This window comes from Terriglobia bacterium (genome assembly GCA_020072565.1).
Lineage (GTDB): Bacteria > Acidobacteriota > UBA6911 > UBA6911 > UBA6911 > JAFNAG01.
In genome coordinates this window covers 160359-179754 of sequence record JAIQGI010000005.1, presented here as the reverse complement: position 1 = coordinate 179754, position 19396 = coordinate 160359, and the positions used below count along the sequence as shown (strand labels likewise).

The window sequence follows — 19396 nt, the reverse complement described above, 5'->3', positions numbered from 1 at the left end:
GTTTACGTACGCGACCGGGATGTAATATCTGTTGGGCGCGCCGGGCGTGGGAACGCTGCCGGCGACCTGCGCCCCGCTGGCATGCGCCAGGGTCAATGCAGCGGTGAGGGTGATGCCGCTGCCGGAGACCTGTGCACCGGCCGCGTGCGCAAAAGTGAGCGGTGCGGCAACGGTGATTGTGGCGCCGCCTCTGCCGCCGGTGGCGGAGACGACAACCGCCGTCTCCTGGTTCGCGCCACTCCCATCCCGCCGGCGACAGGGATCACGGTTGCGCCCACGACGGTAGCGGCGCCCACCGTGGTGGCGCCTGCCGTGCCGACCGTCGCGATGACGGCGGTCTCGAGGCTCGCGCCGGTATCAATCATAATCGCCTGGCCGGCGGCAAAGCCTGCCACGCTGGCGACTTTGATATTGTTCGCGCCGGCGGCCGAAGCGGCCGACAGGGTGGTGGCGGGCTGCAACAGGAAATCGGTGCAGTTGCTGTCGGTGTCGAGACCGTCCGGGAAGCGGCCCCGGCTCCTGCCGGCGCCATTGGCCGGGCTGGGCACCACCACGATGCAGCCACCCTTGCCTTGGTCGGCCTCGAGGGTGGCAATCTCGGGGCTGGCGATGGTCCCGTTACCGCTCGAGCTGCTCTGCTGGGATCCGTAGACCATGGCATCGACGACCACCACGCCGCCGGCATCCGTCAGTGCGATCGAGCCGGCCCTGGTGGAGAGGTTGCTCCCGAACCACTGATTGGGCGCCTGCGGCCCCTGGTAGCCTACCGTTGTGGCCAGGGGGTTGACCACGGCCGCGCCGTACGCGTGGGCGTTGACCAGGGGGCTGTCGAGCGTGATGCCGCTTCCCAGCGCCTGTACCGCGTCGCCGCTTACGTGCGGGAAGCTCGTAGCCGGCGAGAAGCTGATCCCCGTCCCCGCATCGGACACGTCAACGCCTGACATGTGGTCGAACTTCAGCGGTGCGGCCAAATCGACGCCCGTGCCGCTCGCGCCGGTGGTGCCGACGCTCGCAACCGTGACGAGCTCCTTGCGTCCGCCGGTGCCGACCGTCAGCGTGTCACCGACCGTCATGTTGGCGTTGGCTGCGATCTTGATGTTGGTAGCCCCCGCGACCGCCGCCGCCGACAGGGTCGTTTGCGTGGCCGCCTTGCCGGCCGCGGTGACTGTGGCCAGTTCGTAGTTGCCGCCGATGTCGATGCCGATCTTCTGGCCGACCGCGAAGCCGATCGAGCTCGTGACAGGCAGGTTGGTCGAGCCGGCGGGGATGGTGATCCACGGCCCCGTGGACACGGGCACGAACAGCGTCGTCATGGCCGTGGCTGCCGTCCCGACGGTTACGATCGTGCAGGTCTCGCCATCGATGTCGATCTGCTGGCCGACCTCGAAGCCGGTGGTGCTTCTGACGTTGATGGTGGTCGTCCCTCGGCTTGCGGGGGCTGCCAGTCCCGAGTTGGAGAGGCCAAGCAAGTAGAAGGCGTTGCCCGCGAGCTTCGTCCCGGCCGGGATCGTCGCCAGCTTGACAGGGGCCCACTGGCTTTGGGTGTTGATCAGGCTCCAGTTGGAGAGGTCGACGGTGCTGGCGGAGGCGTTGTATAGCTCGATGAACTGGTTGGTCGCGTTGGTGCTGGTGCTGAAGCGGACCTCGTTGATCTTGATCGGGAGGACGTTCCGCACTCTCGCAGTAGTTGTCTCAAATTGCGTCCTGCGGGTCGCCGGGTCCGTCCACTCGGATTTGCCGGTCAGGAAGCCGGCTCCGGTCGTCGCCGGCGAGGCGACCTTGAAGGTCGCGCTCACGCTCGCACCCGGCGCGACCGGGGCGCTGAACGTCAGCGACGCGCCGGTGGCGCCTGAGGCCAAGGCGGTCCACCCCGTGGGCGCGAATATGCTCAACTTGACGCCCGCCGCGGGCGCCCCCGTGGTATTCGTGAAAGTCTCGGTGACGTCCTGCGCCGATTTCGGCGTGAACGTCGTGACCCGCGACAGCCCCACGCGCTGCACTTCGTACTTGGCAGCCACGATGTTGGCCTGCACGGCATCTGTGGTGGCTTCGGTCGGATAGCCGGTCGTCATCACACCCTCATAGAAGGTGCCAGACGAACCGTTGCCGTTGTCCCCGCCAGTGCCCAGGAGGACGGCCCCCTGCTTGTGCATCGGGTAATAGCTGTTGTTGGTAAGTGAGCCGGGTCGAATTCCGCTGTAGAAGGTCGTCAGGCCGCCCTTCTGCGCGTTGCCGCCGCGGAGATCCCATTTGTTGCCGCCACCGCCGTCGACGACGGCGGTCACGAACCGCCAGGAATCGATGGTCGGATCGGCGATATTCTGCTTCCCGTTGTATCCGGAGAACAGGCCGGCTTCCATGTCGGCCATGATCCATGGGCCGGGGCCGCTACCGCTGCCCCAGGCGGTTGCGGTGCCGTAATAGGTGGTTTCCATGGTGCCTGTGCCCACGGCACGGCCGTTCGTCGAGGAGTTGCCGTAGTCAAAGCAGCAGCCGCTGTCGTAGTGTGTGCTGTCTATGACGTAGTAGATGCCCTCCGGCTCGTCATTGATCGCGATGCCGGTGGCATTGTTGTTGCGGAATCCCATGCCCGGCATGATGTAGACGCCGTAGGCCTCGTGGCCGCCGATCGTAATTGGCGCCATATCCGCGATCGGTTGCGTGTCAAATCCGCCCTTCGCCGGGCCCTTGAATGTGCCTGGGGGCGCCTGGTAAAGGTGGTTGCCCTTGCCGGACTGGTCGTAGATGAGGTTGATGACGCAGGTCGTATTGGCGCAGAACGCGTCCTGCGCGGCCGCATTGGCGTGTCCGCCCGCATCCGGGACCGGCGACGCGACGGGCTGGACGACGCCAATGTCCAAGGTTTTGCCGTCCGACTGGCGCTTGACCTGGTAGAGCGGGCCGTTGTAGGAGGCGTACAGCGCGCGCGTGGTGCTGTGGGCGGCTACGCAGGGGGTGCCCGCTGCGCCATAGATGTCACACGGGCCCTGCTGCCGGGGCGGCTCCGCCCCGTCCGGTGTAGCCATCGTCAACGTGGCGCCAACCAGTGTGAGCGCCAGTACAAGCATTCTCACAATATCGATTCTCGTTTTCACATTTATCCTGATCGCCTTGCCGTGGCTGCTTATTAGAGCCCCGGGATGCTATTCCATTTCTGATTTCAATGAGCGTCGCCGTCGTCGCAGGAGTTCCGCGCAGAGGCCCTGCGCCAGGTGCTGATTGAAGCGGCCGAGTTGCCGCGAGAACCGGCAGACCGGCTCTCGCTGACAACAAAACGCCTCGACCAGAATAAGGAACTTGGCTGCCTCTTCCTCGCTAGGAGCTTCAAGTCCAATTCAGTTCATGGAAGATAAGACGTGGTCCAGTGGCGGCCGGGAATTCTTTCGAGGCCGCCACCAGGTCAGTCACAAGGATTCAGCGCACTACCCAGTTCCACAGGCGCCTTCAACGACGGCGGCTGGAATACTGGTTGGAAGCTCCAGGCGTGGGAACATTGTTGGCGACTTGCGCCCCGCTGTCATGCGCCCGGGTCAATGCAGCGGTGAGGGTGATACCAGTGCCGGAGACCTGTGCGCCCGCCGCGTGCGCAGACTTGAGCGGCACGGCGACGGTGATGGTGGCACCGCCGCCAGGACCACCGCGGCCAGGGCCGCCTCCAGGGGCGCCTCTCCCATCCCGCCGGCGACAGGGATCACGGTTGCGCCCACGACGGTAGCGGCGCCCACCGTGGTGGCGCCTGCCGTGCCGACCGTCGCGATGACGGCGGTCTCGAGGCTCGCGCCGGTATCAATCATAATCGCCTGGCCGGTGGCAAAGTCCGCCACGCTGGCGACTTTGATATTGTCCGCGCCGGCGGCCGAAGCGGCCGACAGGGTGGTGGCGGCCTGCAACAGGAAATCGGTGCAGTTACTATCGGCGTCGAGGCCGTCCGGGAAGCGGCCCGCGCTCCTATTGGGCGTGGCGGTGGGCGAACCGCCCCGCCCGCCGAAGCCCCCCCTGCCCCCGCCGGGCGCAGGCACGCTGCAGCCATTCTTCCCTGATCCGGATTCGGCTTGGTAACCCTCGGCGGCCCACGGATCAACGAGGCCGCCGTAATTGAGGCTGTCGACGACCAGGCCAGTGGCGTCACGCAGCACCATGCTGCCGGCGTTGGAGAGGGCGGGCCCCCCGAACCACTGGTTGGGCTTCTGCGTCCCCTGGTAGCCCGCGGTCGTGACCTTCTCGTCACGCACAACCGCATCGATCGCGTGGCCGTTGGCCAGGGGCTGGTCGAGCGTGATGCCGGTTCCGAGCGGCAGGATGGGCTCGTTGCTCGAGTGGGCAAAGGCTGTGGCCGGCTGGAAGCTGATCCCCGTTCCTCTTACGCTGAAGGGGATGTTGGCCGCATGGTTGAACTTGAGCGGTTCGGCCAGGTCAAGGCCTGTGCCCGGATCCCCCTTACGAACGTTGTTGGGGTTGAATGCCGATTGCGTGCCGACTTTCGTGACCGTGACGGTCTCGATCCCATGTCCAACGCTGTCGATGTCCAATCTGATCTTGTCACCAACGGAGATGTTGGCGACGGATGATACCTTGATGTTGGTATCGCTGGCTTTCGCGTCCGCGGACAGCCAGGCTTGCGTGCCCTGCTTGCCGACTGCTGTGACCGTGACCACCTCGTATTTTTCAGCGGCTTTTGCGACGGCGGGGTAGGTGGCGCCATAGCCAATGCCGATCTTCTGGCCGACCTCGACTGCCAAGCCGCCTCCGCCGCCGAAAGCGCCGCCCGCGCCGGTGAAAGGCACGATGGTCGAACCGACGGGGATCGTGATCACTGGACCGTCGGGGAGGGGTTGCCACAGCGTCGTGCTGTTGCCGGCCGCAGTTCCGATGCCTGCGATCTTGCGGGTTTCCACAGCGGAGCCGGTGTCGATTTCAATCGTATCGCCGACCGACATGCCGGCCGTGCTCCTGACGTAGATGGTTGTATCACCCTTTTGCGCGGGGACCGCCAGCCCGGAGTTGGCCAGGCCGAGCAGGTAGAAGCCGCGAGCCGCGAGCTTCGTCCCGGCCGGGATCTTCACCGAAGAGAAGATCGGCTGCTGGGTCGGGTGGTGGGTCAGGGTCCAGTTGGAGATGTCGACGGTGCCGGCGCCGGCATTGTAGAGCTCAACGAACGAGTCCGTCGGGTTGGCGGGAGAACCAGCGTTAATGCGGAACTCGTTGATCTTGATCGAGCTGACGTTCCGCACCTTCTCGACCGTTGTCTCGGATTGCTTCTCGCCGGTCGTCCGGTTTGTCCACGAGGCGCGGCCGACCAGGTTGCCGTTGAAGGCCGCCGGCCCCGAAGTGACCTTAAAGTTTGCGCTCACGCTCGCACCTGGCGCGACCGCATCAGCGAACGTCGCCGACGTCTTGCTGGTGCCCGCAACGATGGTGGTCCACTGCTTGTTGGGCACGGAAATGCTCAACTCGACTCCCACCGCGGGCGCCCCCGTGGTATTGGTGAACGTCACCGTAGTGTCCTGCGAGGAACCCGGTGAAAACGTCTGGAGTCCCGGCGGCTTGGCAGTTGCCGACGCCGGCGCCAGGCTCAGCCGCTGCACGTCGTACTTGGCGGCCACGACGTTGTCCTGCACTTTCTGGTTGGTCTCCTGTGCCGGGAAGGTGCCTGCGGCCGTCATCGCCCCCTCATAGAAGGTGCCCTGCGAGCCGTTGCTGTTGTCGCCGCCGTTGCCCAGGAGGATGGCTCCCTGCTTGCGCATCGGGTCATAGGTGGCGTTGACGCGCGGTCCGTCGAACATGACCTGCAGGCCGCCCTTCTGCGCGTCGCCGCCCATGGATCTCCAGTGGTGCGGTTCGCCATCGGCCATGGCGGTCACGAACCGCCAGGTGATGCTCGGCAGGTCTTTGCAGAATTTGGATCCATCCGCGTTGACGCAACCCACCAGGTTGTTTTCCTGGTCGGTCATGATCCACGGGCCGGGATCGGGCCCGCGATACCAGGCGGTGGCGTTGCCGAAGTAGGTGGTTTCCATGGTCCCGTTGCCGTCGTCCCGGCTGTCGGTCTCGGCGTTGCCGTAGTCGTAGCAGCAACCGGAGTTGTAGTGGTGGCCGCTAATGACCCAGTACTGCCCCTCGGCCTGGTCGTCGACTGCGGTGCCCTTCGGGTCGTCCTGGCGGAGGCCCATGCCCGGTGCGATGAAGACGCCGTAGGCCTTGTGGCCCATGATTGTAACGGGCGCCATATCGGCGACCGGGATGTTGTTAAACCCACCCATGGCCGGGCCGCTGAATCCGCCGCGGGGCGCCTGGGTGAGGTGGTTGCCCTTGCCGGACTGATCGTAGAGGGTGGCGATCCAGCAGTACGTGTTGGCGCAAAACGCGTCCTGCGCGGCCGCGTTGGCGTATCCGCCCGCATCCCCCGCGGATGGCTGGACGACGCCAATGTCTAAGGTCTTGCCGTCCGACTGGCGCATGACCTGGTAGAGCGGGCCGTTGTAGGAGGCGTACAGCGCGCGCGTGGAGCTGTGGGCGGCCACGCAGGGGGCGCCTGCAGCGGCGTAGATGTCACATGGGCCTTGCGGCCTGGGTGGAGGAACATTGGCTCCCGCTCCGACCTGTGTCGCCAACGTCAACGTGAATGTGGCGCCAATCAGCGTGAGCGCCAGTGCGAACATTAGCACAAGATTGATTTTCGTTTTCATGGTTTGTCCTTCCAGCCAGCCGTGTGTTGGTCGCTGCGAACACCAAGGCAAGTCTATGGCGACAACCGGATTCTACCAAATCGTATCGGGGATCATCTACCAACAAAGTGAGGTCCGGACAAGGCTTGCGTTCATCTTTACCCTCACTCCTGCTTGATGTCCACCTTCCAATATTGAGCGGCAGCCTGTAATTTTCATCCGGCGTCAGGCAGGTCACAGCACCGTGCTTCGGGCGTCCGAAGTTCGCTCCCTTCATCACGCCTTCGTTGAAATGCCCCAGATTCTTATAGTGCACGAAGTCGCTGGTTTCGCTGAACCCCAGTTGTTGGGGCGGACGCCGTAAACATCATACTGCGACACGTAGGTGTTGGCCCCGAGACGCTTGAACACGTTGGGCGCTTCGGCGGGAACCGTCTCAGGATGGATGCGGCCGGGCTCGGACTTGTACCCCTGGTTGCATGTTGACACTTCGAACGGGGCTTTGCTAGCATCGCGTCGTATCCGGTGAGATTGGAAAATGTTTTTCCCTCACCCGCCCGACGCATCCTGAGTTGCGCGGCAAAAAACCGAATCCCTATCCATCCAACACTACATCTATTTGTTCTGAAAATATTATGAAAATGAAAACGGGATTGTCTTTATTAGCAGGATTGCTGTTCGCAGCTTCGGCCGCTCCTTCGCTGGATTCGAATTTTTACGTCTTCCTGTGCTTTGGACAATCCAACATGGAGGGCTTTCCGGGAGTCGAGCAGCAGGACAAGACGGTGGACGAGCGGTTTCAGGTCCTGGCAGCTGTTGATTTTCCAGACATGGACAGAAAAAAGGGGAATTGGTACCCTGCGGTCCCTCCATTGTGCCGAAGCAATACCGGTCTTTGTCCCGCCGACTATTTCGGCAGGACCCTGGTGTCAAGGCTTCCGGCAAACATCAAGGTGGGCATTGTCGATGTGTCGGTGGCCGGCTGCAAGATTGAACTGTTCGACAAGATGAATTATCAGTCGTACGCCTCGACGGTCGCGCCGTGGATGACGAATATCATCAAAATCTACAACGGCAATCCCTATGAGCACCTTGTCGAAATGGGGAAGCTGGCTCAGAAAGACGGAGTCATCAAGGGAATCTTGCTGCATCAAGGGGAGTCCAACCCGAATGACAAAGACTGGCCTCTGAAAGTAAAAGCAATCTACGACAATCTGATTGCAGACCTGAATCTCAAGGCCGAGGAGGTGCCTCTGCTCGCAGGCGAACTCGTGAATGCGGATCAGAATGGCGCTTGTGCGGCGATGAATTCAATCATTGCCGAGTTGCCGAAAACCATCCCCAATTCCTATGTCATTTCTTCGCAGGGCTGCACGAGCCGTCCGGACCGTCTGCATTTCAATGCGGCGGGTTACAGGGAACTTGGGACGCGCTTCGGTTTGAAGATGCTTTCGTTGCTGGATTATAAGGTCGACGATCCCAAGTAGCCTGCAATGCGGCGAATGTAAATGGACAACGTTTTGCCAGAAGCTGGAGGCGACGCCTCTCTCTGAGAGCTTGGGTAATTCAAGCAAATGGAAGTGGTGAAAGAATGCCATCCAAAAACGTGGCTTGTATTATTCTCCTTGCTGTCGCGCTGCTGTCTTTGAGTGCAGGAGGTGCGGCGACGGGGGATCCGGGAGTGGCCATTCTCCAGGTGGACACCGACCGCGTGATGGGAAACATCGAGGAAGCCATCTACGGCCACTTCCTCGAACATATCAACCACTCCGTGGTCGACGGGCTGTTCGCCGAACAAATTCAGGGCTGCGGGTTCGAGGGGAAGGATTTCGAGACTTATTGGAAACCGTTCGCAGATCACGGCGCCGTTCAGCTCGCGGAGGTGAAGTTTGAAAACGGCGAAAGGAGCGCGCGCATCGAAGTCAACGACGGCACGGCCGGAATTCGGCAGGGCCGCATCTATGTGCAGGCCGGATACGAGTACAACGGGTCCGTCTGGATCAAACCCGTACAGGGCGCGGTGAAAACTGCCTTCCGGGTGAAAGGCTCCGATGGCAAGCTCGTGGCGGAAGTGCCGCTGGCGACGTCCGGCTCGGCCTGGCAAGAAGTCCGCTACGGGTTCTCCTGCAAGAGAACCGACGGACAGGCAACGGTTGAAATCGCCGCTGCCGGCACCGGGGCCATTCTGTTGGACTTCATATCGATGATGCGGGCCGACCTGCGGAAGAACGGCATGCTACGTTCCGATCTGGTCGAAGCCCTTCGCGGCCTGAAGCCTCCCTTCATCCGCTGGCCCGGCGGATCCTTCGCCTCCATCTATAACTGGAAGGACGGCATCGGTCCCCACGTCTCCCGGAAGTACCATCCCAACACGATCTGGGGCGGGTACTCCGACTACTACGGCTTCGGCACCGACGAATTCCTGGAACTCTGCCGGCAGCTCAACACCGAGCCGCTGATCGTTTTCGCCGCGACGAGTATCGACCCGGAAATGGTGCAGGACGCCATGGACTGGGTGCATTACCTGAACGATCCGCCGGCGACGGAGTGGGGCAAAAAGCGAGCGGCCAATGGGCACGCCGAACCCTACAAAGTTAAGTACTTCCAGATCGACAATGAGCCGATGAACCACAGTCTGACGCCCGAGCAGTACGCCGAGATCGTCAACGTGTATGGCAGCCGGCTGCGGAAGATTGCGCCGGAAGCGAAGATATTCGCGTGCGGGCAGAAGCGGTCGAACGACATGGGCTGGAGCGAGAAGATCATTGATCTGGCCGGCGACAATTTCGACATCCTCGGCTGTCACAACTACGAGTATGAGAACGAAAAATTTCAGACGGGGCTGCTCCGCATTCAAGAATACCTCGTCAAGCTGCGGGACTACATCCGCGCGTCGAAGCACCCGCAAATCAAATTGGCGGTCCTGGAATGGAGTCTCTGCCGGACCTACGACTGGCGGTCCGGATTGCACACCGCAGGCAGTCTGATGCTGTACGAGAGGCTCAGTCCCGGGCTGGCCATGAGCTGTCCCGCTTTGCTTCTGCGAAATACGACGGACGACCCGCTGTGGCGCGCGTTCATCTATCACGACCACATGACCTGGTTCCCCGGTTCGGGCTACGTCGTCGAGAAACTCTTCCGCGAGCACTACGCGCCGAAGCACTTTGCCTCCACATCCGGCACCTTCCGGGATATTCCGAACCGCAAGGCCTTCTTCGACGACATCGCGCAGATGAAACCGGAGGACTGGCGGCCCGGTACGTTCGATGCCATTGCCGCCGGTAGTGCCGACGGCAAGCGGATCGTCATCAAGGCGGTGAACTATGAGGGCAACCGCAATACCCTGCTCGCCCGTCTGCAGGGTTCCGCTGTCCCCGCGAACGCTGAGGTTGTGATTTACACGGTGATGGCCGGACTTATGGACGCCCCGTCGCTGGAGAATCCAGATAGAATCAAAGCCGTTCAAAATATGATCCCTTATGCGCGGGACCTGACGGTGGACCTGCCCCCCTACACCGTCGCCGTCATCGAGATCGTCGCAAAGTGAGATTATGCTGAAAGGTGTATTTCCCCGTGTTGATTCGACTCATGTCCACTCGATCGCATGCCGTCCTGCTCGCTCTGCTGCTGTCCGTTCTGTCTGTGCCGGGCGCGGATTTCACCATGAAGGTGACCGAGAGCGGATCCCTCGCACGGGGCTTGATCTCAGCGATCCATGAAGTCAGGCGATTCCCGTTGATGCCTGTAGAAGCCATTTATGGTTTGACTTTGAAGCCCTGCGATGCGTTTATTCTTGCCGCATACGCCTCGTTGTCGAGGAAAGGAGATTGCCATGAAACGATTGCCGCTTTGCCCTATCGCCCTCTTCGCAGTATCGCTGTCCGCCGCAGACTTTTGGAAGGCAAAAGATCCGAGTCAATGGAGCAACGATGAGGTCACCAAGATGCTGACGAAATCTCCCTGGGCAAAGTCGTTTGTGATCCAAACGGTAGGATTCCCAGCCGGAGGGGATGGCATGGGCGGAGGTGCCGGGGCAGGAGGAGGCGGCAGGGGAGGCAGAGGGATGGGCGGCGGTTTGCCCGTGGGCCCGGCGGTTCCCCCGATTGTCGTGCGCTGGGAAGGAGCAGCACCGGTCCGGGCGGCGCTTGCCCGCCAGCGACTCGCCTTTCCCGCGGAGATTGAAAAGGTGTTGCAGGAGAATTATGTGGTGTCTCTTACCGGGTTCCAGCTTCGCGGCCCCAGACGCGGCGGCCCATCAGACGCATCCGGCTCCGGCGTGCGAGGCGCCCAGACGAAGGAAGAGCAAAGAATTGGCGGCTCTCCGACGGATGCGAATCCCAACGCGGGTCTGCCGGTTCTTCGGAATCCTTCGATCAAATACAGCGGCAGGCAAGCCATTCCGCCGGACCGAATCATGGTCGTCAGCACACACCAGGGTCCGGGCCTGTATCTCCTGTTCAGCAGAAAAAATACCATTGGGATCAACGACAATGAAGTGACCGTCGAATTCACCATTGACGAAGTGACGACCAAGGCCAAGTTCAAATTGAAGGATATGGAATATCATGGAAAGCTGGAGCTTTGATCTGAATTCCACACCTGCATGAAAGACCCTATCCTCAATTACGAATTGAGTTTGAAACGCGCGCAGCGACCGGCGGAAGGGCGCCTCACAAGAAAACAACATGGGGCGCGTCGTGCTGGCGGGCAGTCCCGGCGTCAACGTGGAAGTAAGCCTGATCTGGGGATCCATGATCCGGAGCCTTTTATTCGGTCTGAGTCCGTCGGACCCGCTGACGATCGCGTGCGCGACCGTCATTCCGCTCGCTGCAGGGACTCTGGCTGGTTTCCTTCCCGCGCGGCGAGCTGCGTCCGTTGAGCCCACGACAGCCCTGCGAAGTGATTAGGTCTGGTATCGAGCAGGTCCAATCCGCTAATCGAGCACGCACTCGATCCTCGCGCCGCCTTTAGACAGAGTCGCGCGCACTGTTTTGGTCTTGCCGCCGGCTTTCACTTCGATCTCGTAATCGCCCAGGAAACCGCGCGTCGCGAAAGTTCCCTGCCCGCCGGTCTTGCCGCTGGCATTTGTCCACCACCGCTTAAATACGAGATCTTTGTATACTTGGCCGTTCGGCTTGACTGACCAGTCGCGCCGCAGCATGGCGCCACTCGGTCTCCAATGGGCGCCCTCCCAGAAGCCCCACATGACAAACGCCTTCACCAAAGGATGGCTGAAGGTGGCGGTCATGAAGTCGCGCGTGTAATCCGCCTGCGTAGCCTCGTCGGACGTGTTGATATCAAATTCAGTGATCTCCAGTTCCTTCCCGAACGCCGCATAACGGTCGAGCCGCTTCATCAGCTCATCCATCGGCGTGACTCGCGCCGGGAAGTGGCTCTGCAATCCGATTCCGTCCATCGGCGCTCCCTGGTCGATCAGGTACTGGATGGTGGCAGCGTAGTCGTCCTGGTGTGCCTGGTCCTCGCCTTCCAGGATGTTGACGTCGTTGATGTACAGTTTTGCTTTCGGATCGCCGTCTCGAGCCGCTTTGAACCAGTCCACCATCGCGTGCCGGCCCAGAATGTCCATGAAGTCGTGATTCGTGAACGTCTCGTTGATTACGTCCCAATCCACCAGGCGTTCGCGCAACTCGGTGGTGGTCTCGGTGATGTGGTCGATGATGACCTTGGCCAGCGCGGCGGGGTCGTTTCTGGCATCCTGCGCGGCTTTCACGTTTGCGTTGTTCCAGGAGGGCCACACCAGGCAGTGGCCGCGAACCTGCACTCCGTTCTCGCGCAGCCAGTCTATCACCGCCACCGTAGCCGGGCGGGACGCCACGTTGGCCCACTGCGGCCACTTGGTTTCGTTCTCCATCACCGAGAAGTTGAATAGCTGCACGATCTCCTGCTTATATCTGGCCAAGTTCTCCGCGGTCATGCGCTGGCTGGAAAACGCGGTCGCGTTGACCGCCGTGCCGAAAAGGAACGCGTGCTTGCGCATCCGAACCGCTACTTCGGCCCCGCGGACCGGTTTGCCCGCCTGGTCCTTCACCACCACGGTGAGATCGCCCTTCCGGATCTTCTCGATGCGCGCCTCCGCGGCTTTGCGCCAGGCGGCGCCGGGCTCGCTGCCGGCGTATCCAAGCTTGGTGAACGGCAGGTCGGCCACCTTTTTGCTGGTCCCGTAATTCGCCAACGCGATGCCGCCGATCTCCACGGTCTGTTCGCGGAATCCAAGGGTGAAGTACACTTCGGCTTCCCCCTTGTTGTAGGCCCGTATCAGCGCAAAGGGGAACTGCACCTTTTTCCACACGGTTCCAGCCAGGGCAGGCGCGCTGAAGCCCGACATGCCCGGGAACATCCCTCTGCCTCTGGCTCCCGGTGCTCCCAGCGCTCCAGTCGCGCCCCGTGGCACTCCAGCTGCCCCTGGCGGTACTGCCCCCGGGGGCACCGGCGCTCCAGGCGTCCCTCCTGCCCTCGGAGCCGGAGTTGCTCCCGGCGTGGTGCGGAATCCCGCATCGAGCGTGGCTTCCCCCGCCGTGCCGGAGCGCATCCAGAACGAAACCATCAGGACGTCACCGCCGGCCATGGCAGCATCCACGGGAACGGCGATCTGCACGTCCTGAGATCGCTGCGGCTTCTTCGTCACTTCGATGCGCAGCGTTTTCGAAAACGGCTGGCCTTTTACCTCTGCAGTCGACATCTTCGCGAATTCGCCCGCGCCGGCGCTGAGCCGGAATAGGGTGATAGAATCCGCCGGCAGCAGGCCTTTAGCTCCGTTTTCGGCGCCGGTCGCCGCGCAAGCCAGGGCCGCCCATCCGGCGCTTAGAATCATCGCTGACAGTCGGTTCATCTTCGGCGATCTCCCATAAATAATTGAAGGATGCGCCTGCCGTTTCGCGTGGCTGCTTGCCCAGGCGCCTCTTCCATATTCTGATCAAAGGCAATTTGTCGCACTGTCCTGGTCCCAGACTCGAGCCCGATGATAATTCAAAACGACGGGGCAGAATAAGAGGAAAATCGGTGACAGGCACCTCATTTCAAATGCATTCCAAATACCCTCGTGGCGCTGCACCTGGCACAGGTTTCACAGGCGCCTGTCGAGGAGCTGTTCTCGATTGAAATGCCGGCTTCGGCATCAGAAAAATCTACTCCTGTTGCTCCGCTGATGGGACCGGCAAAATCCGGACAGTATCGAGTTTCGCGACAGAAACTAGTTAGTGGTCGTAGGATAGTAGCAAGGTCAGAGGCCGGACGGGGGATCTGTCTGCCCCGCCGTCTTTCCGAGTGTAGAATCCTGCCAGAGCAACTGACAGCTGTGATTGAGAAAGGAATGAATAGTTGCTCGATGTATCTGAGGTCGTTGACGAGCGCCGACTCACGCCGACCGCCTCCGGCCGGCTCGTGGAGCAGCACCTCGGGGAGTTGCTGCGCGGCTGGCCCGCCCGCTTCGTCCGGCAGCATGGGCCCCTGCGCCCGGCGGTTGAGCGGGTCGTCCGGGAGTTCCTCAAATGCGGCCTTCCGGAGCACGGCTTCGCCGGGCTCTGGTGCTCCGAGTGTCGCAGGAGCGTGATGGTCCAAGGATTGTTCTGAGGATTTTCGCCTTCGTCTTCCAATCGTCTTGTTTGACTCTATCTGTTTGTATTTTCCGATCCGCTTCAGCTAATGCGCCTCCTAAACTCGTCACGTCAAGCAAGGCCGCCGCCCTGCAATAGAAGCTCTTTGATCTGCCATCGTCAAATCTCTCTATCATGGTCTCAAGCATTGCCATCCGCTTCTTCTGCTGTTCCATGAATTCATGGATACCATGTTCCCTTATGAATTTCGCGTTCGGCAATAATCTTGCACATGACGGGTAGGATGAAGATTCTTTCACTTGCCTGTATTCTTCCTCGCTTTTGAATTTTGAACAGGGGAAATCCGGGCATTCGGCGCATACTTCAAAGCTCTTTCTCTTGACGCAACAGGTTATAAAGGAACAGGAAGGGTGCTTGTCAAAGAAACCGGGGCCGGCACATCCGGGGCATCTCGATGACCCGACGGTGTAATGCCGTGGGCACAAACCGCAATCAAGCCCGCATACTCCGATTGTCGGAAATTTTTTTTCCGGGCGTTGGCTTGAACTGGTATTTGCTTTCTTCATACCGATACCATAGGCGATTCGCGCAATGCAATCAGAAGAACCTGAAGTTACCGCCATTATAATCCGCTGCCATGGCTCTGGACAGCTGAATCCGCAGCACTTGTCAGAATCGCGGGCACCCGCAAACCGTCACGTTATCCAGAAATGGTCATGTGGGAAGTTGACTGATGACCGGCCACGCGGATGGCGTGCTCGCAGATAATCCACACATGATAACAGGGGTGTTCCCAAAATCCTTTAATCTGCAACTTTGTTTTGAATTATGATTGGGCTCAAGCTCAGCGGAAGCCAAATTGAGGGATTGCTTTTTTAAGTCCGGCCGTCACTTTGGCATTAAGGTCCGGGAACCGTGGGGAGCGGCAGGTCAGTCTGACGCCTGGTTTGGCGTTTCCTTCGTGCATAGCAAGTGAATCATGGAAATGGAGGCTTCAGGTGCACTTGAAACGATTTTGCTTTGTTGCTGTCGCACTCCTGGCCGTGGCTTGTGCTGATTTACTCTATGCGGACTCGTATTATCCGCTTCGCCCAGACGACCCTCGCGCGGTCTATCTGACCAAAGACCAGTTCGAAGTGCGCGCTGACGGGATCGGCGATGACACCAGCGCCATACAGCAGGCAATCGATCGCGTGCAGGAGACGACGCGCATCGGCGTCGTCTTCATTCCCGAAGGACGCTACCGGATAAGCAAAACGGTCTTTGTCTGGGAGGGGATTCGGCTGATCGGCTACGGCCAGAAACGGCCGGTGTTTCTGTTGGGCAAGGATACGCCAGGCTTCCAGGAGGGGACGGGCAAGTACATGGTTCATTTCGCGGGATACCGCCCCATGGCGAACAGACCGTTCAGCGACGCCAGCGAAGTGACGTTCTACAGCGGCATGAGCAATATCGACTTCGAGATGCAGGACGGCAACCCGGCGGCCATCGGCATACGCTTCCATGTGGCCCAACACAGTTCTCTGCAACACATGGACTTCCGCGTCGGCTCCTGCCGGGCGGCGATGGAGGATATCGGCAATCAGGCCAGCGATATCCACGTCTACGGCGGCACCTTCGGGATCATCACCAAGAGGACCGCGCCGGTCTGGCAATTCCTGTTGATGGATTCCAGCTTTGAAGGACAGCGCGAGTCGGCCATTCATACGATGGAGGTCGGCTTCACGCTCGTCCGGGTCCGTTTCGCGCACATGCCGATCGCACTTAAGATTGCGCCGGGGGAGGTGGAGCAGCTTTATGGTCGCGATCTCCAGATGGAGGACATCAGCTCAGTCGCGTTGAAGGCAGGCAATGTGCGGAATACACATTCGGAAGTAACGCTGTCGAATGTGGCATGCAGCAATGTCCCACAGTTCTATCAGGGCGACAAGATGGTCGCCGCACCGTCCCGGCGCTACATGGTGGATCGGTTCACGCTCGGGCTGGAGATCGGTGATGATGGGAGAGAGCGTGGGATTGCGATGCGGCATCAAGAGCACGCACTGACGCAGCCCGCTCCGACGGCGGCGAACGATATTCCGGCGCTGCCCCCCATGAGCCAGTGGGTGAACGTGCGGACCCTGGACGTGAAAGGCGACGGGAAAACCGATGACACGGCAGCGCTGCGGGCGGCGATCGAGAAGCACCAGGCGCTGTTCTTCCCCAGTGGAATCTATCGCGTGTCAGGCTCGATCGAGCTAAAGCCGGACACGGTCTTGATTGGAATGAACCCGGGAAATACGTCGATCTCATTGATGAATGGGGCGTCAGGGTTCGAGGGCGAAGGCGACCCTGTCGGCGTGCTGATCGCGCCAAAGGGCGGCAGAAACATCGTGGTCTCAATCAGCATTATGCCGGGTGCGAACAACCGTGCCGCGAGCATGGTCTGGATGGCGGGTACCAATTCGATGCTCGACGATGTGTCGTTTCCGGGAGGCGGTGGCGGCTTCGGCCGCGGGCCCGGCGGCGGCCAAGCAGGCCCCGATCTGCTGATCAAAGACGGCGGGGGCGGGATCTTCCGAGGGAATTGGCCTCACGGCACGAGTTCGAGAACGGCAGGGCTTCGCATAGAGAACACCGCTGTACAGGGCAAGGTGTATCAGATCTCGGTCGAGCATCACATGAGCGTGGAATCGCAGTTCCACAACGTTCAGAACTGGGAGTTCTACGCGCTGCAGACCGAGGAAGAAAATCCGGCCGGACACGAGGCGATTTCACTCGAAATCAGGAACTGCCGGAATCTCCTGTTTGCAAATACGTATATATACCGCGTTTCCCGCATCACACTGCCGAAGACCTATGCCGTAATGGTGCGCAATTCCGACAACATCCGTTTTGAGAACGTGAAAGTGTTCAGTCAGACCCGGTTGGCCTTCGACAATGCCGTGCTGGACGAGGACAGCAGCGTAGCCGTGCGGCCGCAGTTCTTCACCAACTTCATCGTCAAAAAGGTAATGAAGATTCCGACGGCGTCTGCATTGCCGGCGGTGTTCGACAAGGGCACCACGATCGAGAAGCTAGTGGGCGGATTAAGCAACGCATCGGGCCTGACCACCGACGACGCCGGGCATCTGTTTTTCACGGACGCCGCGATGCGCAAGATCTATCGCTGGAATGAAGTTGACAAGAAAGCCGAGCAGATCGCGACGACCCAGGGCCAGCCGATGGTGATGGGGTTTGTGAAGCCCTCGACGCTGCTGATCGTCGCGTATGAAAGAGCCGTTTCCAGTCTCAATGTGGCGGAAAGTAATTCGACGCCGCAGCCGGTGGCCGAGACTACGGAGAAGTTGCCTGACACAGTGCTGTTGCTTCCGGTTGGGCTGCACAACATGCTGTCGATCCTGAAGGACTTGATTGAGCATCGGGACTATGAGTACCGGCAGGGAAGCAACACTGCCGTGATCCGCGTCGTCGAGAACGCTCACCGCGGCTATTTCTACGCGTCGGGCACACGCACAGCGATCTTCGCCGGCGGGACGTGGCGTCCGATCCTGCAGAGTTCCAACGTCGCGGCGTTCTCACCGGGGGATGAGCACTATGTGACCAGCGAGGATGACGGAAAGACGTATCGGGTGAAGCTGGGCAACGATGAGAAGATGACCACCAGTGTTTTCGTGGAACGAGGCGGCACATCGGTCATAAACGATGCGGCGGGCAACGTATATATTGCCAGCGATCAGGTCTATATTTACAGCCGTGAGGGCAAGCAGATCGGCGTCCTGGTAACCCCCGAGCGTCCCGGCAGCCTCGCCTTCGGCGGCTCGGACAACCGCACGCTGTTCATCGGAGCCCGCAGCTCTCTCTATTCGATTCGCATGGCTACCCCAGGGCGTTGACAATTCAGCGAACTCCGGTTCGGTTCGTTGTTGTGTATTGTCATTCGGGCTGAAGGCTGCAGCTGGCCGAGGGCTTCAAGACGATGGCCGCCGCCGTGGTCGGGGACCCGATAGCCGCCCGGAAGGCCCTCACCGGCGGAATCGAGCCCGTGTGACGTGGGTGCCGTGCGTTGAGAGCAAATTTCAATACGAGCTGGAAGGCAACTCGTTCACGATCCTCAAGCTCACGCCGGAGCGGAGATAACGCCCATCGTGAACCGCAAAGACCTCGTAGATCGCAAAGGCAGTTTTTGAAAGACTTTGCGATCTACGAGGTCTTGGCGGTTCAAAAGGAACAGGCTGATATGAAATACCGCGTTTTAGGGAAGACCGGGTTGCACGTTTCGGTGCTCGGTTATGGTGCGTCGTCATTAGGCGGGGTATTCCGCAATGTGGATGAAGTCGAAGGGATCCGCACCGTACACAGCGCCATCGACCTGGGCATCAACTTTATCGATGTGTCGCCGTATTACGGTTTGACCAAGGCCGAATTCGTGCTCGGCAAGGCGTTAAAAAGCGTACCCCGGGATCGCTACTACCTCGCCACCAAAGTCGGACGTTACGGTGCGGATCATTTCGATTTTTCCGCCCGCCGCGTCACCGCGAGCGTCGACGAGAGCCTGGTCCGCCTCAACGTCGATTATGTGGACGTGATCCAGTGCCACGACATCGAGTTCGGTTCGCTCGATCAGGTTGTCGATGAAACATTGCCGGCCCTCCGTAAGCTGCAGCAGCAGGGCAAGGTCCGATTTGTCGGCATCACCGGACTGCCGCTCCGCATTCACCGGCTTGTGCTCGAGCGGGCGGAGCTCGACACCATACTCTCCTACTGCCACTACAGTTTGAATGATGCTTCATTGGAGGAACTGGTCCCGTATCTCCTGGAAAAACAGGTGGGCATCATCAACGCTTCGCCGCTGAGTATGGGTCTTCTGTCCAATCGAGGGGCACCGGAATGGCATCCTGCATCCGGAGAAATCAGGGCAGCCTGTGCCCGTGCGGCTGAGTTTTGCCGCAAACGTGGAGCCGACATCTCGCGGCTCGCTGTCCAGTTCAGCACCTCCTGCCCGGCTCTGGCAACAACACTGGTCGGCACCGCCGATCCGGAAAATCTAAAAAGAAATGTTCAGTGGCTCGACGAGCCGATGGATCAGGAACTGTACGCACAAGTCTTCGCAATCCTGGAACCTGTCCGTAATCAAACATGGCTCAGCGGTCGACCGGAAAATAACTGAGGCGTCAT

11 protein-coding genes and 1 pseudogene are annotated in these 19396 nt (G+C 60.5%); 7 read left to right on the top strand and 5 right to left on the bottom strand.

Features of this window, described 5'->3' with window-relative positions; all coding sequences use genetic code 11:
- Positions 1-92: 92 nt before the first annotated feature.
- The 3 genes and pseudogenes from LAP85_04660 to LAP85_04650 all read right to left on the bottom strand — a co-directional run bounded on the left by LAP85_04660 (position 93) and on the right by LAP85_04650 (position 7154).
- Positions 93-3068 carry a lamin tail domain-containing protein gene (locus tag LAP85_04660; protein ID MBZ5495670.1) on the bottom strand — a complete coding sequence of 992 codons (2976 nt, stop codon included), beginning with the start codon at positions 3066-3068 and terminating at the stop codon, positions 93-95.
- A 376-nt stretch (positions 3069-3444) separates the two neighbouring features.
- Positions 3445-6686, bottom strand: a pseudogene (locus LAP85_04655) (lamin tail domain-containing protein).
- A 255-nt stretch (positions 6687-6941) separates the two neighbouring features.
- Positions 6942-7154 (bottom strand): hypothetical protein, encoded by a 213-nt coding sequence (locus LAP85_04650; GenBank protein ID MBZ5495669.1) that lies wholly within the window; start codon positions 7152-7154, stop codon positions 6942-6944.
- A gap of 146 nt (positions 7155-7300) precedes the next feature.
- On the opposite strand from LAP85_04650, the gene LAP85_04645 reads away from it, so the two are divergent.
- From LAP85_04645 to LAP85_04630, 4 genes are all read left to right on the top strand, one after another.
- Complete coding sequence (locus LAP85_04645) at positions 7301-8152, top strand: sialate O-acetylesterase (GenBank protein ID MBZ5495668.1); 852 nt, start codon at positions 7301-7303, stop codon at positions 8150-8152.
- A 104-nt stretch (positions 8153-8256) separates the two neighbouring features.
- Entirely contained in the window at positions 8257-10212 is a 1956-nt protein-coding gene (locus LAP85_04640; protein MBZ5495667.1) for an alpha-N-arabinofuranosidase, read from the top strand.
- Between the two features lie 285 nt (positions 10213-10497).
- Positions 10498-11250: a hypothetical protein gene (locus LAP85_04635; protein MBZ5495666.1), complete on the top strand. Its 753-nt coding sequence runs from the start codon at positions 10498-10500 to the stop codon at positions 11248-11250.
- A 100-nt stretch (positions 11251-11350) separates the two neighbouring features.
- Complete coding sequence (locus tag LAP85_04630) at positions 11351-11572, top strand: hypothetical protein (protein MBZ5495665.1); 222 nt, start codon at positions 11351-11353, stop codon at positions 11570-11572.
- Between the two features lie 26 nt (positions 11573-11598).
- Here LAP85_04630 and LAP85_04625 read toward each other — a convergent pair whose 3' ends face one another.
- Positions 11599-13515, bottom strand: coding sequence for an endo-1,4-beta-xylanase (locus LAP85_04625; protein ID MBZ5495664.1), 1917 nt, complete (start codon positions 13513-13515; stop codon positions 11599-11601).
- Between the two features lie 488 nt (positions 13516-14003).
- Here LAP85_04625 and LAP85_04620 point away from each other — a divergent pair, with 488 nt between their 5' ends.
- Positions 14004-14255: a hypothetical protein gene (locus tag LAP85_04620; protein ID MBZ5495663.1), complete on the top strand. Its 252-nt coding sequence runs from the start codon at positions 14004-14006 to the stop codon at positions 14253-14255.
- Here LAP85_04620 and LAP85_04615 read toward each other — a convergent pair.
- The gene (locus LAP85_04615) at positions 14170-14862 is read right to left on the bottom strand and encodes a DUF3795 domain-containing protein (GenBank protein MBZ5495662.1); all 693 of its coding nucleotides are present in this window, start codon (positions 14860-14862) and stop codon (positions 14170-14172) included. The two genes, LAP85_04620 and LAP85_04615, sit on opposite strands and share 86 nt — an antisense overlap.
- A 381-nt stretch (positions 14863-15243) precedes the next feature.
- Here LAP85_04615 and LAP85_04610 point away from each other — a divergent pair, with 381 nt between their 5' ends.
- Both LAP85_04610 and LAP85_04605 read left to right on the top strand, forming a co-directional pair.
- On the top strand, positions 15244-18114 hold the full coding sequence (locus tag LAP85_04610) for a hypothetical protein (protein ID MBZ5495661.1): 2871 nt from the start codon (positions 15244-15246) through the stop codon (positions 18112-18114).
- A 344-nt stretch (positions 18115-18458) separates the two neighbouring features.
- Positions 18459-19388 (top strand): aldo/keto reductase, encoded by a 930-nt coding sequence (locus tag LAP85_04605; protein MBZ5495660.1) that lies wholly within the window; start codon positions 18459-18461, stop codon positions 19386-19388.
- Positions 19389-19396: the final 8 nt, after the last annotated feature.